This window comes from Streptomyces sp. APSN-46.1, from assembly GCF_022815725.1.
In the GTDB taxonomy this organism is placed as follows: Bacteria; Actinomycetota; Actinomycetes; order Streptomycetales; family Streptomycetaceae; genus Streptomyces.
This window is the reverse complement of sequence record NZ_JALGRF010000001.1, coordinates 157,578-171,770: the sequence shown is the minus strand read 5'-3', so window position 1 is coordinate 171,770 and position 14,193 is coordinate 157,578. Positions and strand designations below refer to the sequence as shown.

The 14,193-nt window shown below is 73.8% G+C and carries 10 protein-coding genes; 6 read left to right on the top strand and 4 right to left on the bottom strand.

The features are described from left to right. Positions 1 to 77: 77 nt before the first annotated feature. On the top strand, positions 78 to 1,232 hold the full coding sequence (locus tag MTF65_RS00780) for an ROK family transcriptional regulator (RefSeq protein ID WP_243626189.1): 1,155 nt from the start codon (positions 78 to 80) through the stop codon (positions 1,230 to 1,232). Between the two features lie 354 nt (positions 1,233 to 1,586). Here MTF65_RS00780 and MTF65_RS00775 read toward each other — a convergent pair whose 3' ends face one another. After that, on the bottom strand, positions 1,587 to 2,363 hold the full coding sequence (locus tag MTF65_RS00775; RefSeq protein ID WP_243626188.1) for a GntR family transcriptional regulator: 777 nt from the start codon (positions 2,361 to 2,363) through the stop codon (positions 1,587 to 1,589). Positions 2,364 to 2,649: 286 nt separating this feature from the next. Here MTF65_RS00775 and MTF65_RS00770 point away from each other — a divergent pair, with 286 nt between their 5' ends. From MTF65_RS00770 to MTF65_RS00755, 4 genes are all read left to right on the top strand, one after another. After that, the gene (locus tag MTF65_RS00770) at positions 2,650 to 3,600 is read left to right on the top strand and encodes an alpha/beta fold hydrolase (protein WP_243626187.1); all 951 of its coding nucleotides are present in this window, start codon (positions 2,650 to 2,652) and stop codon (positions 3,598 to 3,600) included. Between the two features lie 107 nt (positions 3,601 to 3,707). Continuing rightward, on the top strand, positions 3,708 to 5,321 hold the full coding sequence (locus tag MTF65_RS00765) for an alkaline phosphatase (RefSeq protein WP_374207169.1): 1,614 nt from the start codon (positions 3,708 to 3,710) through the stop codon (positions 5,319 to 5,321). 139 nt (positions 5,322 to 5,460) lie between these two features. After that, the gene (locus tag MTF65_RS00760) at positions 5,461 to 6,906 is read left to right on the top strand and encodes a GNAT family N-acetyltransferase (RefSeq protein ID WP_243626185.1); all 1,446 of its coding nucleotides are present in this window, start codon (positions 5,461 to 5,463) and stop codon (positions 6,904 to 6,906) included. Between the two features lie 173 nt (positions 6,907 to 7,079). Continuing rightward, positions 7,080 to 8,792, top strand: a complete 1,713-nt coding sequence (locus MTF65_RS00755; RefSeq protein ID WP_243626184.1) for a DUF885 domain-containing protein — start codon at positions 7,080 to 7,082, stop codon at positions 8,790 to 8,792. Positions 8,793 to 8,877: 85 nt separating this feature from the next. Here MTF65_RS00755 and MTF65_RS00750 read toward each other — a convergent pair whose 3' ends face one another. Continuing rightward, positions 8,878 to 9,399 (bottom strand): rhodanese-like domain-containing protein, encoded by a 522-nt coding sequence (locus MTF65_RS00750; RefSeq protein WP_243626183.1) that lies wholly within the window; start codon positions 9,397 to 9,399, stop codon positions 8,878 to 8,880. Between the two features lie 94 nt (positions 9,400 to 9,493). Between MTF65_RS00750 and MTF65_RS00745 the strand changes: the two genes are divergently transcribed. Next, entirely contained in the window at positions 9,494 to 9,940 is a 447-nt protein-coding gene (locus MTF65_RS00745) for an Lrp/AsnC family transcriptional regulator (protein WP_243626182.1), read from the top strand. Here the strand turns inward: MTF65_RS00745 and MTF65_RS00740 are convergent. Both MTF65_RS00740 and MTF65_RS00735 read right to left on the bottom strand, forming a co-directional pair. Then, on the bottom strand, positions 9,930 to 12,992 hold the full coding sequence (locus MTF65_RS00740; RefSeq protein ID WP_243626181.1) for an AAA family ATPase: 3,063 nt from the start codon (positions 12,990 to 12,992) through the stop codon (positions 9,930 to 9,932). The two genes, MTF65_RS00745 and MTF65_RS00740, sit on opposite strands and share 11 nt — an antisense overlap. Beyond that, positions 12,989 to 14,158, bottom strand: a complete 1,170-nt coding sequence (locus MTF65_RS00735; protein WP_243626180.1) for an exonuclease SbcCD subunit D — start codon at positions 14,156 to 14,158, stop codon at positions 12,989 to 12,991. Before MTF65_RS00735 ends, MTF65_RS00740 begins: the two co-directional genes overlap by 4 nt. Between the last annotated feature and the right edge of the window lie 35 nt (positions 14,159 to 14,193).

Sequence of the window (14,193 nt, the reverse complement as noted above, 5' to 3'; positions counted from 1 at the left end):
GGGGGGCCGCTTCTCGCCGCGGCACCGGGGGCGCAGTACGATCCGGCTGACAAGCTCGCTAGCTGGGAGGACACACGTTGGGGCAGCTGACCGGCGGGGACCCCTCTCTGCTCCGGCGGATCAATTCCGCCGTGGTGCTGCGGGCGCTGCGCGCGGCCGAATCGCCGACACTCACGGACCTGACGCGGGCGACCGGGCTCTCCCGGCCGACGGTCGAGGGGGTCGTCGAGGGGCTGATCGGTGCCGGGCTCGTCGTCGAGGCCGACGCGGAGGAAGGCGCCCGGCGCCAGGGGCGACCGGCCAGGAGGTTCCGGTTCCGGACCGAGGCGGGTCATCTGCTCGGCATCGAGATCGGTTCGCACCGGATCGCGGTGCTGCTGTCCGGGCTGGACGGACGGGTGATCGGGGCCGGCACCAAGGAGGTCGCCGAGAGCGCGTCGGCCGATGAAAGGCTGGAGCGGGTGCGGGCGGCGGTGGCCGATCTGCTGCGCCGGGCCGGGATTCCCCGGGACTCGCTGCGGGCGGTCGGGGTCGGCAGCCCCGGGATCGTGGAGGCGGACGGCACCGTCCGGCTCGGCACCGCGCTGCCCGGCTGGACCGGACTGCCGCTCGGGGAGCGGCTGCGGCGTTCGTTCCGCTGCCCGGTGCAGGTGGAGAACGACGCCAACGCGGCGGCGGTCGCCGAACACTGGAAGGGCGCCGCACGGGACACCGGCGACATGGTCTTCGTCATGGCGGGCCTCAGCCCGGGGGCCGGCTCGCTGATCGGCGGGCGGCTGCACCGGGGCTTCGGCGGGGCCGCCGGTGAGATCGGCGCGCTGCATCTGCTGGGCCGCGAGGTCACGCCCGAGCGGCTGTTGTCGACGACCGGCGAACCGCTGCACCCGCTGGACGAACAGGCCGTCGCCGACGTCTTCGCCATGGCCAAGCGGGGCGACGAAGGCGCGGTGGCCGCCGTGGAACGGTTCATTCAGCGGCTGGTGCACGACGTGGCGGCGCTGGTGCTGGCGATGGACCCGGAGCTGGTAGTCGTCGGAGGCTGGGCGGCCGGGCTGGACGGAGTCCTGGACCCACTGCGCCGCGAGCTGGAGCGGTACTGCCTGCGCCCGCCCCGCGTGACCCAGTCGCTGCTCGGCGAGGCCGCGGTGGCCACGGGCGCGCTGCGGCTGGCGCTGGACCACGTGGAGGAAGAACTGTTCGCGGTGGAGAAGACGGTCACCGCCCGGCGGTGACCGTCCCCGCGAGCCCATCGGCCGGCGCTCGCACCACGCGCAGAAGCCCCCTCGAATTCGCCGAGGCGCGAGGGCTTCACGTGCGAGGGCTTCAGGTGACGCATGCGAGCCGGTAGGAGCCGGACGGCGCATTGCGCGGCGCTGACGGCGTGACAGGGAACCCGGAGCCGGCCCGCACCGGCCCCCGCGATGCGGCGCGGAGTCACCGGTACGGCGGGCCGGCCGGGTCCCCGGCCATGCCCCGGAGTTGTCGCCGACCTCGGCATGGCCGAGCGCAGGAGTTCCCGCCGTGATCGGATTCCGTCACGTCAGACGGGGCGACCGAGGCCCACGCGGACGACGCGCCGGGGAGCGTCAGGAGGCGACGCGGGTTTCCGTTATCTCCACATCACCGGAGTCGCCGAAGGTGAGCCGGCACGTGTCGGCGCGGTACGTGGCCACCGAGACGGCCGCCGTACCCGACAGGGTGAAGTAACGGGTGGTGACGAGCAGCACCGGGGCACCCGGCAGCCGGTCGAGCTCCTTGGCGTCGTCCGCGCGGGCCGAGCCGAGTTCCACCGAGCGGTCCTGCCCGTCGAGGGTGAGCCGCTGGAGCTCCCGTAGAACGGCGCGGGCGCGCGGCGGGCCTGCCGGGGCGTCGATGGCGGAGAGACCGGGCACCGAGGCGGCCGGTACGTACAGCAGCTCGGCGGCGACGACCTGACCCTGCGTGACCCGGGTCCTGCGCACGATGTGCACGGGCTGGTCGGCGGCGAAGGCGGCAGCGCCGGTTCCGGTGGCGAGGAGCTTCAGCACGGCGGCCGTGGGCAGGGACTCGGTGGCGTCCACGGCCTCCCAGCCGTCCGCGTTGTCGCCGGGCCAGTCCTGCTGGGCGCTGCCGACCACGACACCCACGCGCGGCGGGGCGACCGTGGTGCCGACACCGCGCCTGCGCTGCAGGCGGCCTTCGAGTTCCAACTGCTCCAGGGCCTGCCTCAGGGTCGCGCGGGCCACTCCGAAGCGCGCCGCGAGCTCACGCTCGTTCGGCAGGATCTCCCCCACGGCGAAATCCTGGTCCAGCGCCTCGCTAAGCACGGTCTTGAGGTGCCAGTACTTCGGCTCCGGTACCGATTCGAGCTGCGTGGTCCCCACCCTGACTCCTCCTGCCATCGCTGCAATCGCCGTGTTCCAGCGGCAGTTCCGCGCCCTTGTTTATTAAAGGTTCCTGCACTATCCCTGCGACGATAGGACGGCGCAATCCCTTGGTCAAGACCAATCCTCGTCCCTTTGCCGGGCAGATCGGGCATACGTATCAAGCCGTTCACGGGATGTTCTCGCTGGCCTTGAAGGCTTGTAGTCAAGGGCTACCGGGCGGTAATCATGGCTGTAGTCGTTACTGACGGCCTGTCTCACACACGTCCACCCGACGAGGAGCAGCATGACCGCCACGGTCTCGTTCACGATCGATTCGCCGCTGGGCCCCCGCACCGCCACCGTCGCCTACGAGCGCAAGGGCGCGGGCGAACCGCTCCTCCTGCTGCACGGCATCGGCCACCATCTGCAGGCCTGGCAGCCGGTGACCGACATCCTGGCCGCCGAGCACGATGTCATCGCCGTCGACCTGCCCGGCTTCGGCGTCTCGGAGCCGCTGCCGGAGGGGGTTCCGTACGACCTCGCGACCGTCGCCCCGGCCCTCGGCGCGCTCTGCGCGGCGCTCGGCGTCGAGCGCCCGCACGTCGCGGGGAACTCCCTCGGCGGCCTGCTCGCGCTGGAGATGGGCCGCGGCCACCTGGTCCGCTCGGTCACCGCCCTGTCCCCCGCCGGGTTCTGGACGGAGGGCGAGCGCCGGTACGCCTTCGCCGCCCTGCGCGCCATGCGGGTCGGCGCCAAGGCACTGCCCCGGCCCGCCCTGGAGCGGCTCTCGCGCAGTGCCGCCGGGCGGGCCGCGCTCACCAGCACCATCTACGCCACCCCGACCCGCCGCGCGCCCGAGGCCGTGGTCGCCGAGACCCTCGCCCTGCGCGAGGCCACCGGGTTCGAACAGACGCTTGCGGCGGGCGGCTCCGTACGGTTCACCGAGGACGTTCCAGGCCTGCCGGTCACCATCGCCTGGGGCACGCGCGACCGGCTGCTGCTGCGCCGCCAGGGCGTGCGCGCCAAGCACACCGTCCCCGGCGCCCGGCTGATCCGGCTGCCGGGCTGTGGCCATGTCCCCATGCACGACGACCCGGCACTGGTCGCCCGAGTGATCCTGGACACGGCGAGCGCGGCGAAGGCCGCGGGCACGGCAGGCACGACGAAGGCGGCGGTCACGGCGGGCGCGGCGATCACAACAAACAACGCGAACAGCGGCCCGCGGCACAACACGCCGGGTGATCTGAGCAGCTGACGGCTGTTCATCCACGGTTCGCGTGGGCGACGCGGCCGGGGCGGTGTGCGGCGGCACACTGGTCCGACCCGTCCCCGCCGGCCCCTGGAGGCGCACCGATGGCACCGATGCGGCACACCCGACGCTCCCTGCTCGGCGGTTCCCTCGCCGTTCCGGTGGGCCTGACCCTGTCCGGCGCGCTCGCCGCACCCGTGTTCGCGGCGACACGACCGACCCGAGCGACCCCAGCGACCCGAGCAGTCCCCGCGTTCACCCGCTCCGGCCGCCCGAGCGCGCTCTGGGGCACCCAGTCCGGCGAGATCACCGCGCACTCCGCCACCGTCTGGACCCGCTCCGACCGGCCCGCGCGGATGTACGTGGACACCTCCCCGAGCGAGTCGTTCCGCTACGGCGTGCGCCGCCACGGCGGCCCGTTCCTCGGCCCCGCCACCGACTACACCGGCACCGCCACCCTGCGCGATCTGCCGCCCGGCCGGCAGATCCACTACCGGGTGGTCCTCGCCGACCCCGACGACCCGCGCCGTACCGGCGAGCCGGTCCGGGGCACCTTCCGCACCACCCCCGTCTCGCGCCGTCACGACGTGCGCTTCCTGTGGTCCGGGGACCTGGCCGGGCAGGGCTGGGGCATCAACCCGGAGCTCGGCGGATATCGCGTCTTCGAGGAAATGCGGCTGCGGGACCCCGACTTCTTCCTCTTCAGCGGGGACACGATCTACGCCGACGGGCCGATCCAAGCCGCCGTGCCGCTCCGCGACGGCACCGTCTGGCACAACGTCACCACCGAGGAGAAGGCGAAGGTCGCCGAGACCCTCACCGAGTTCCGGGGGAACTTCCGCTACAACCTGCTCGATCGCAACCTGCGGGACTTCAACGCCCAGGTCCCGGTCCTCGCCCAGTGGGACGACCACGAGGTGCGCAACAACTGGTACCCGGGCCAGCTGATCGAGGACCCCCGCTACACCGTGAAGGACGCCGACACCCTCGCCGCCCGCGCCCGGCAGGCCTTCGGCGAGTACTTCCCGGTCACCGACCTCCGGGGCGGCCGCGCCGAGGGCCGGATGTACCGCGTGATGCGGTACGGGCCGCTGCTCGACGTGTTCGTCCTCGACATGCGCACACACCGCGACGCCAACTCCCCCGGCCGCCGGACCGAGGACCCGATCGGCATCCTCGGTCCGGAGCAACTGGCGTGGCTCAAGCGCGAGCTCTCCCGTTCCCGCGCCACGTGGAAGGTCATCGCCTCCGACATGCCGCTCGGGATCGTGGTCCCCGACGGGGCCGCGAACTTCGAGGCCGTCGCCCAGGGCGACCCGGGCGCCCCGCTCGGCCGGGAGCTCCAGATCGCCGAACTCCTGCGCCACATCAAGCACCAGCGCATCACCGGCACCGTCTGGCTCACCGCGGACGTCCACTACACGGCCGCCAACCACTACGCGCCCGAGCGCGCCGCGTTCACCGACTTCGCGCCGTTCTGGGAGTTCGTCTCCGGCCCGATCGGCGCGGGCGGATTCCCCGCCGGGCGGCTCGATGCCACCTTCGGCCCGGAGGCGGCGTACGTCCAGTCGGCGCCGCTCGCCAACATGTCGCCGTCGGAGAACCCTCCGTACTACGGTGAGGTGGAGATCGACGGGGCCGGCGGGGACCTCACCGTGCGGTTGCGCCGCCAAGGAGGCGGCGTACTCTTCGCCAAGACGCTCCGGCCCGGGCGTGTGGGCCAGTAGATCGCGTAGGCCAGTCGATTCTGGATCCGGAAACCCGACATCAGCCGGAAAGCCGGGCGAAATCGACCAGAAGGACACTTAACCCGCCGGTCACAGATCGTTCGTGATCACGCAACACCCCTGCGTCACAGTGATGTGCATGACTGAACGTAATCGCGCTCACGCCTCCGCCCCCCGCCCCCACCGCCACCACTGGCGCCGCGACGTCGTGGAACTCGCCGCCCTGTTCTGCGCCGTCGCCGTGGCAGACGCCATCGCGAACCTCGTCGTGCACGGCCCGAGGGGCCCGATCCTGCTGGTCGTCTCGGCCGTGGCACTCCTGGTCACGGCCGCGTTCCACACCTGGTGGGCACGCCGCCACAGCCATGCGCCGCCCCCGGAGAACACAGCGCCCTCGGATCCGGCTGCCCCGGCCGGGGCACCGGAGCACGCCCTCGCGTCTCCAGCAGACACGAAGAGCAGCGCCGCCCTGTGGCGGATGCGGACGACCGTACAAGACGAGCCGGGCAGCCTGGCCGCGCTCTGCACCGCGCTCGCCCGCAGCGGCGTCGACATCCTGACGCTGCAGACCCACCCGCTACCCGAGGGCGGCACGGTGGACGAGTTCCTGCTGCGCGCCCCGCAGGCGCTGCCCTCCTGCGACCTGACCCGGGCCGTCGCCCGGGCCGGCGGCCACAGCACCTGGATCGAGCGCGCCGACGCGCACGACCTGGTCGACACCCCCACCCGCGTTCTCGGCCTGGCCACCCGCACCGCGCTGGACGCCGCCGAGCTCCCCCTGGCGCTGCGCCAGCTGCTCGGCCGCTGCACCATCCACTCCATCCCGGCGACCACCCTCTCCGGCCGCCCCAACGCGGGCGCCGACGCCCCGGTCGAAGGGGTCCTGGAGGCCACGGTGATGCGGCTGCGCGACCCCTCCGGCGGTGCCATCACCGTGGAGCGCCCCTATCTCCCCTTCACTCCGACCGAGTTCGCCCGCGCCCGCGCGCTGGTCGAGCTCGACGCCCGCCTCGGCCCGCGCGTCCCGCGCAGCCAGGACGTGCTGACACTGCCCGAGGGCAACGAGATCACCGTGCGCCGCGCCGACGGCTCCGACCGGGCGGCCGCCCGCGCCATGCACGACCGCTGCTCCGATCGCACGCTCGGCCTGCGCTACCACGGCCCCGTCGCCGACGCCGACCGCTACCTCAGCCACCTCCTGAGCCCGCGGTTCGGCCGTACGCTCGCCGCCACCACCGCCTCCGGCAAGCTGGTCGCCCTCGGCCACCTGCTGTGGGACGGGGACGAGACCGAGGTGGCCCTGCTCATCGAGGACGACTGGCAGCGCCGGGGCATCGGCTCCGAACTGCTGCGCCGCCTGATCGCGATGGCCGTCGAGGCCGGGTGCGACAGCGTGTACGCCGTCACCCAGTCGTCCAACACCGGCATGGTCGCGGCGATGCGCGGCCTCGGCCTGCCCCTCGACTACCAGATCGAGGAGGGCACCTTGGTGATCACGGCCCGGCTGGACGCGACCCCGGTCAGCTCGCGGGTGCCGTACGAGCTTCCGCGCGAGTCACCGCGCGGGCACCAGCACCGACCGTAGGACCGCCGCTGCCCGGCCACCCCGGTGGCCGGGCACCCCGGTGGCCGGGCACCCCGGTGGCCGGGCACCCCGGTGGCCGGGCAGCGCCACCGGGCCGTTCGTTCCCGGCCAAGTCAGCAGGCCGAGAGCAAACACTGATGACGCGGACCCGTCTCACATACGAAGATGTCCGCATGTCAGAGACCCTCCACACCGACAGCGGCGCCCGGCTGCCCCGCCAGGTCGCCGACGCCTACGTCGACGACCTCATCGCCATCGACCCGATCGCGGGCACCTACCTCGGTGTCCCCGCGTGTTCCAGCGAACTCCCCGATTTCTCACCCGCCGGCCGCGCGGCCTCCGCCGAGCTCGCGCGCACCACCCTCGCCCGCCTCGACGCCGCCGAGCGGCTGCCCGGGGCGGACAGCGACGCCGAGCGCCGCTGCGCCCGGCTGCTGCGCGAGCGTCTCACCGCCGAACTCGCGGTCCACGAGGCCGACGAGGACCTGCGCGCGGTCAGCAACATCCACTCGCCCGCGCACTCCGTCCGCGAGGTCTTCCCCCTGACGCCGGCCGACACCGACGAGGACTGGGCGGCGATCGCCCAGCGGCTGCGCGCCGTGCCGGCCGCGTTCGCGGGCTACCGCGAGAGCCTCGCGCTCGGCCTGGACCGCGGCCTGCTGGGCGGCCCGCGCGCCACCGCCACCTTCATCGACCAGCTCACCACCTGGGCCGGCCAGGACGGCGACGGTGACGGCGAGCGCGACTTCTTCGGCGAGTTCGCCGCCGCCGGCCCACCGGTGCTGCGCGCCGATCTGGACGAGGCCGCCGCCGGTGCGACCGCGGCCGTCGTCGAACTCCGCGACTGGATGCGCGACGTGTACGCCCCGGCCGTCGTCGGTGCGCCGGACCCCGTGGGGCGCGAGCGCTACGCCCGGTGGTCCCGGTACTTCAACGGCACGGACCTGGACCTGGACGAGGCGTACGCCTACGGCTGGTCGGAGTACCACCGGCTGCTGGCCGAGATGAAGACCGAGGCGGCGAAGATCCTGCCCGGCGCCGGTCCCTGGGAGGCGCTGAAGCACCTGGACGAGCACGGCACCCACATCGAGGGCGTCGACGAGGTCCAGGCCTGGCTGCAGGGCCTCATGGACGAGGCCATCGAGAACCTCGACGGCACGCACTTCGAACTCGCCGAGCGGGTCAAGAAGGTGGAGTCGAAGATCGCCCCGCCGGGCGGCGCGGCGGCCCCGTACTACACCAACCCCTCGGAGGACTTCTCCCGTCCTGGGCGCACCTGGCTGCCGACGATGGGCCAGACCCGCTTCCCCGTGTACGACCTGGTCTCCACCTGGTACCACGAGGGCGTTCCGGGCCACCACCTCCAGCTCGCGCAGTGGGCGCACGTGGCGGACCGGCTCTCCCGCTACCAGGCCAGCGTCGGTCTCGTCAGCGCGAACGTCGAGGGCTGGGCGCTGTACGCGGAGCGCCTGATGGACGAGCTCGGCTACCTCAAGGACGCCGAGCAGCGACTCGGCTACCTGGACTGCCAGATGATGCGTGCTGCGCGGGTCATCGTGGACATCGGCATGCACCTGGGTCTGGAGATCCCGGCGGACTCGCCGTTCCACCCGGGCGAGCGCTGGACCGTGGACCTGGCGCAGGAGTTCTTCGGGCTGCACAGCGGCCGGCCGGCGGAGTTCGTGGAGAGCGAGCTGACCCGCTACCTGTCGATGCCGGGACAGGCGATCGGCTACAAGCTGGGCGAACGCGCCTGGCTGCTGGGCCGGGACAACGCGCGCGCCGCGCACGGTGAGTCCTTCGATCTGAAGGCCTGGCACATGGCGGCGCTGTCGCAGGGTTCGCTGGGACTGGACGACCTGGTGGACGAGCTCTCGAAGCTCTGACCGTCACCGGGTCACCCGCATGCGAACGGGCCGCTCGCCTCCCCCGAGGAGCGAGCGGCCCGTTCCGTCCCCACGGCGCGCGGTGTCAGCAGCCGCAGTCGTCGGAGTCCGTGGGCGCGGTCAGCGGGTCGGCCTCGGCGCGCTGCCGGCCGCCCTGCCAGGTCTCGACCTCGAAACCCTCGCGGATCCAGTACTCGATGCCGCCGAGCATCTCCTTGACCTGGAAGCCGAGCTCGGCGAGGGCGAGGGCGGAGCGGGCGCCGCCGTTGCAGCCGGGGCCCCAGCAGTACGTCACGACCGGGATGCTCTTGTCCAGGAGCCGCTCGGCCTGCTCGGGAATCTGGGCGGTGGGCAGGTGGATCGCGCCGGGCACGTGTGCCTGGTCCCAGGACGGGGTGGAGCGGGAGTCGATGAGCTGGAAGCCGAGTGCGGCGCCCTGCTCGCGGTGTGCCTTGAAGGCGGCGGCGACGTCCGACACGTCCGCGTGGAAGGCGAGGCTCGCCGCGAAGTAGGCGGCCGCGGCGGCCGGAGCGGCCGGGGGAACCCGCAGGACGGGGTTGGCTGTGGTGGCGGCTGCTGCGGTGGTGGTGGTGTGTGTCGTCGTCATGGCTCCGAATCTACGAGCGCTTGATCATCTCGGGAAGTGGACTTCCCCGGCCTTCCGCTTGTTCCGCCGGGGATTCCCCTGCTAGATCTGCGGCATGACCGGCTATTTCCCCGACGCCACCGACTGGCGCATCCTGACCGCCCTCCAAGAGGACGGCCGGGCCAGCTTCGCCGAACTCGCACGCACCGTGTCGATGTCCCCGAGCGCCGTCACCGAGCGGGTGCGCCGCCTGGAGGAGACCGGGGTGATCAGCGGATACACGGCGGTAGTGGACCCGGAGAAGCTCGGAAAGTCGATCCTGGCGCTGGTGCGGCTGCGCTATCCGCACGGCAACTACAAGCCGTTCCACGATCTGCTGGAGGCCACCCCGGAGATCCTGGAGGCCCATCACGTCACGGGCGACGACTGTTTCGTACTCAAGGTCGCCGCCCGCTCGATGGCGCACCTGGAGGAGGTCACCGGCCGGATCTCGGGCCTCGGCGCGGTCACCACCAGCATCGTGTACTCCTCGCCGCTCGCGCGCAGGCCACTCAGTCCATGAGCGCGGCGTCCATGAGCGCGGCGTCCGTGAGTGCGGCGTCCGTGAGTGCGGCGGCGGCAGTGCGGTGGCGCACCACCGAACCGCCGCGCTGCTTGACGATCTCCAGCTGCGCCTGCACCCGGGTCCGCAGATCAGCGACGTGGCTCACGATGCCGACGCTGCGGTCCCGCTCACGCAGCGAGTCCAGCACGTCGAGCACCTCGTCCAGCGCCTGGTCGTCGAGGCTGCCGAAGCCCTCGTCGATGAACAGCGTGTCCAGCCGCATGCCGCCCGCCTCGTCGGTGACCACATCGGCAAGCCCCAGGGCCAGGGCGAGGGAGGCGAAGAAAGTCTCGCCGCCCGAGAGGGTGGCGGTGTCCCGCTCGCTGCCGGTCCAGGCGTCCACCACGTGCAGGCCGAGACCGGAGCGCCCGCGTCCGCTCGCCTTCGCGTCCGAGTGGACCAGGGTGTAGCGGCCGCCGGACATCCGCAGCAGGCGTGCGGTCGCCGCGGCGGCGACCTGCTCCAGCCGGGCGGCCAGGACGTACGCCTCCAGCCGCATCTTGCGCTCGTTGTCGGCGGAGGTGCCCGCGGTGAGTCCGGCGAGCCGGGCCACCCGGTCGTACTCCTCGCGCAGCGGGCCCATCGCGCGCAGCTCCTGCTCGGCCTGCCGGGAGAGCCGGTCGAGCTCGGCGCTGCGCACCCGGGCGGCGTCGTAGGCCGAGCCGGCCGTACGCAGCCTCGCCGCGGCCCGCTCCGCGTAGGCCTCGGCGGCCTCCGGGTCGGCCGGGGCCAGGGCGGCGGCCGCCGCGGTGTCGCCCTCGGCGTGCCGGTCGGCCAGCATGGCCTCCTCGGCCTGCCAGGCGTCCATCCGGCGCTGGAGCGCGGTGCGTTCGTACTCGGGGAGCACGGCGTCGGCCGCGGCCTCGGTGGTGTCGAAGCCCGCCTTGAACGCGGCGTCGGCCAGTTGGTCGTCGGCCTCCTTCAGGCGCGCGGCGGTGGTCTCGGCCCGGCGCAGCGAGGCGGCGGCTCCGGTGACCATCCGGATCCGGTCCTCCAGGGTCCGGGCGCGGGCCGCGACCGTGGGCGCATCGCCCCGAACGAGGGTCAGCTCGGCCTCCAGAGCGGCCTGTTCCCGGTCCAGCGCCTCACGCCGGGAGGTCCGGGCGGCGGTCCGGCGTTCGGCGTCGAGCCGGTCGGAGCTGCGCGCGGCGTGCTCACGCTCGGCGCGGGCGAGCTGCTCCCGGGCGGCGTGCAGTCCTGCGGCCGCGGCGTGGGCGGCGGCGTGCCGGGAGCTCAGGTCGGCGGTGAGTTCCAGCAGTTCGGCGGTGGTGGCGTCGCCGGCGGCGGCCCCGGCCTCGGCGCGGGCCTCCTGGAGGGCGGCGAGTTTCCGCTCGGCGGCGGCCCTGCGCTCCTCGGCCTCCTCGAAGCGGGCGTGCGCGGCGTCCTCGGCGGCACGGTCCACGTGCCCGGGCGCGGGCCGGGCCGGATCCGGGTGCTGCGCGGAGCCGCACACGGCGCACGGCCGGCCCGCCTCCAGCGCCTCGGCCAGCTCGGCGGCGATCCCGCGCAGCCGGGCCTCCTTCAGCTCCAGCCAGCGCTCCCGGGCGGCAGAGGACTCCTCGCGTACGGAGAGCAGCTCGCCGGAGGCCCGTTCCGCCTCGCCGTCCAGCTCGTCCCGCCGCCGGGCCGCCTTCAGATGCATCCGGGCGGGCTCCAGCTTCCCGGCGAGCTGCTCGGCCAGTGTCGCCGCCTGCTGGGCGGTCTCCACGCGCTCGGCCAGGGCGGCCCGGGTCTCCTCCCAGCGGGCGAGCCACTCGGCGGACTCCTGGTGCTGTTCCTCGGCGGCCCGGGCCTCCCGCTCGATGGTGGCCCGCTCGCGGCCGATCTCGGCGCTGCGCTGCTCGGCTCGGTGCGCGGCGCCGACCGCGCCCAGTTCCTCCCGCAGCCGCTGCTCGACGGAGCCGAGCTGCTCGGCGCCGGCCTCGGCGAGGGCCGGCGGGAGCTCCGCCCGGGCGGCCGTCTCCGCGTGGGCGGCGGTGAGGTGCGCGGCGTACGCGGCTCCGCGCAGTTCCAGGGCGGGGGCCACCAGGGCGCCCCGGCGGGCCCGGTCCAGCAGGTTCCGCACCCGTTCCCGTTCGGGCGCGGCCTCGGCGAGGAGGGCGGCCCGGCGGGCCGTCTCCGCGTGCCGGCGCTGCAACCGGTCGAGCTCCCGGGCGTCCTCGGCGGCCCGCCGGGCGGCGGCGTGTCGGCCCTCGACGGCGGCCAGTGCCCACTCGGCGACGGTCTGCCGCTCCCGCGCGGAGCAGCGGGCCACGGCCGCCCAGGCCCGGACCGCCTCGGCCAGGCCGGGATCTCCCGGCTGGTGCGCCGGCATCGGCCAGTCCCGCAGGTCGGCGCTGTGCCCGGCAGCCTGGGCGAGCCGCTGCGCGGTGCCGAGCACCTTCTCGTCGCCGGCCCGCACCCGGGCCTCGGCGGTCCGGCGCCGCTCGGCGAGCAGGGCCTCGACGGCGGCGAAGCGGCGGGTGTCGAAGAGCCGCCCGAGCAGCCGGCCGCGCGCTTCGGCGTCGGCGCGCAGGAACCTGGCGAACTCGCCCTGCGGCAACAGCACCACCTGGCAGAACTGCTCGCGGCTCATGCCGAGCAGCTGCTCGATCTCCTCGCCGATCTCCTGGTGGGACTTGCTGAGCGGCTCCCAGCCCTCGCCCGTGTGCTCCCGCAGCCGGCTCTGCGCCTTGTCCTTGGTCGTGCCCGTGCCGCGCTTCTTCGGCCGGTCCTGCTCGGGGAGCCGGGTGATCTCCAGGCGGCGGCCGCCCGCGGTGAGTTCGAGGGTGACCTCGGTCGGGGTGCCGGGGGCCGCGTGATCGCTGCGCAGGCTGGTGCCGGGGGCCTGGCGGGAGCCGGGCACGGACCCGTACAGGGCGTAGCAGACCGCGTCGAGGACGGAGGTCTTGCCCGCGCCGGTGGGGCCGTGCAGCAGGAAGATCCCGGCGCCGGACAGGGCGTCGAAGTCGATCTCCTGGGGCTCGGCGAAGGGCCCGAAGGCGGTCACCTTGAGCCGGTGCAACCTCATCGCGCGGTCTCCTGACGCGTGGCGTCGGTGCGTACGTCGTCGAACGCGCCCTGGAGCACGGCCCGTTCGGCCTCGCTCGCCGTGCCCCCGCCGCGTACGTGGGCGACGAAGTCCTCGGCGATCTCCTGGTCGCTGCGGCCCTTGAGGCGCTGGGCGTACGAGGCGCCGCTGTCCTCTTCGCGGCCCTCGGGGTCGAAGGCGAGGCTCAGGACGTGCGGGAAGCGGGAGGCGAGGCGGGCCATGGGGTCTTCGGGCCGCACGGCGTCGGTGAGGGTGGCCTCGATCCAGCGGTCCTCGAACCGGGCGAGCGCGGGATCCTCCAGGAGCTCCTCCAGAGGCCCCCGCAGCCGTGCGAGCTCCCGCGGGACGGGCGTGTCGATCCGCTCGGCGACGGCGATCTCCCCCTCGGCTCCCAGCTCGACCAGCCACATCGTCTTGCGGTGGTCGGCCTCGGAGAAGGAGTAGGCGAGCGGGGAACCGGAGTAGCGGACCCGCTCGTTGATCGTCTGGCAGCCGTGGAGGTGGCCGAGGGCGGCGTAGTCCACCCCGTCGAAGACGGAGGCGGGCACGGCCTCGACCCCGCCGACGGTGATGTCGCGCTCGCTGTCGCTGGCCTGCCCGCCGGTGACGAAGGCGTGGGCGAGGACGATGGAGCGGGTGCCGGGCGGGCGGGTGGCGAGGTCGGCCCGGATCCGGTCCATGGCCGCGCCCAGCACGGCCTCGTGGCTGACCTGCCCGGCGCCGAACTGGTCCTTGACCAGGGCCGGTTCCAGGTACGGCAGCCCGTACAGCGCCACCTCGCCGTGTACGTCGGCCAGCACCACGGGGTCGCCGCACCCGGCCGGGTCGGTCCTGAGGTGGATCCCGGCCCGGTCGATCAGCCCGGCGCCGACCCCGAGCCGGCGGGCGGAGTCGTGGTTCCCCGAGATCATCACGGTGGGCACGCCGAGGTCGGCGAGCCGGTGCAGGGCCTGGTCGTAGAGCTCGACGGCGGACAGCGGGGGCACGGCGCGGTCGTAGATGTCACCGGCGACGAGGACGGCCTCGACCTCGTGCCGGCGGACGGTCTCCACGAGGTGGTCGATGAAGGCGGCCTGGGCGCCGAGCAGGTTCACGCGGTGGAAGGCCCGGCCGAGGTGCCAGTCCGAGGTGTGCAGGAACTTCACTCGCCGGCACCGCCGCGCATGGTGTCTCCCCCTGG

Excerpts from the sequence above, each read along its gene's own strand:
- MTF65_RS00760 (WP_243626185.1), top strand. The coding sequence starts at position 5,461 with ATGACTGAACGTAATCGCGCTCACGCCTCCGCCCCCCGCCCCCACCGC.
- MTF65_RS00750 (WP_243626183.1), bottom strand. The coding sequence starts at position 9,399 with ATGACGACGACACACACCACCACCACCGCAGCAGCCGCCACCACAGCC.
- MTF65_RS00755 (WP_243626184.1), top strand. The coding sequence starts at position 7,080 with ATGTCAGAGACCCTCCACACCGACAGCGGCGCCCGGCTGCCCCGCCAG.
- MTF65_RS00765 (WP_374207169.1), top strand. The coding sequence starts at position 3,708 with ATGCGGCACACCCGACGCTCCCTGCTCGGCGGTTCCCTCGCCGTTCCG.
- MTF65_RS00770 (WP_243626187.1), top strand. The coding sequence starts at position 2,650 with ATGACCGCCACGGTCTCGTTCACGATCGATTCGCCGCTGGGCCCCCGC.
- MTF65_RS00740 (WP_243626181.1), bottom strand. The coding sequence starts at position 12,992 with ATGAGGTTGCACCGGCTCAAGGTGACCGCCTTCGGGCCCTTCGCCGAG.
- MTF65_RS00745 (WP_243626182.1), top strand. The coding sequence starts at position 9,494 with ATGACCGGCTATTTCCCCGACGCCACCGACTGGCGCATCCTGACCGCC.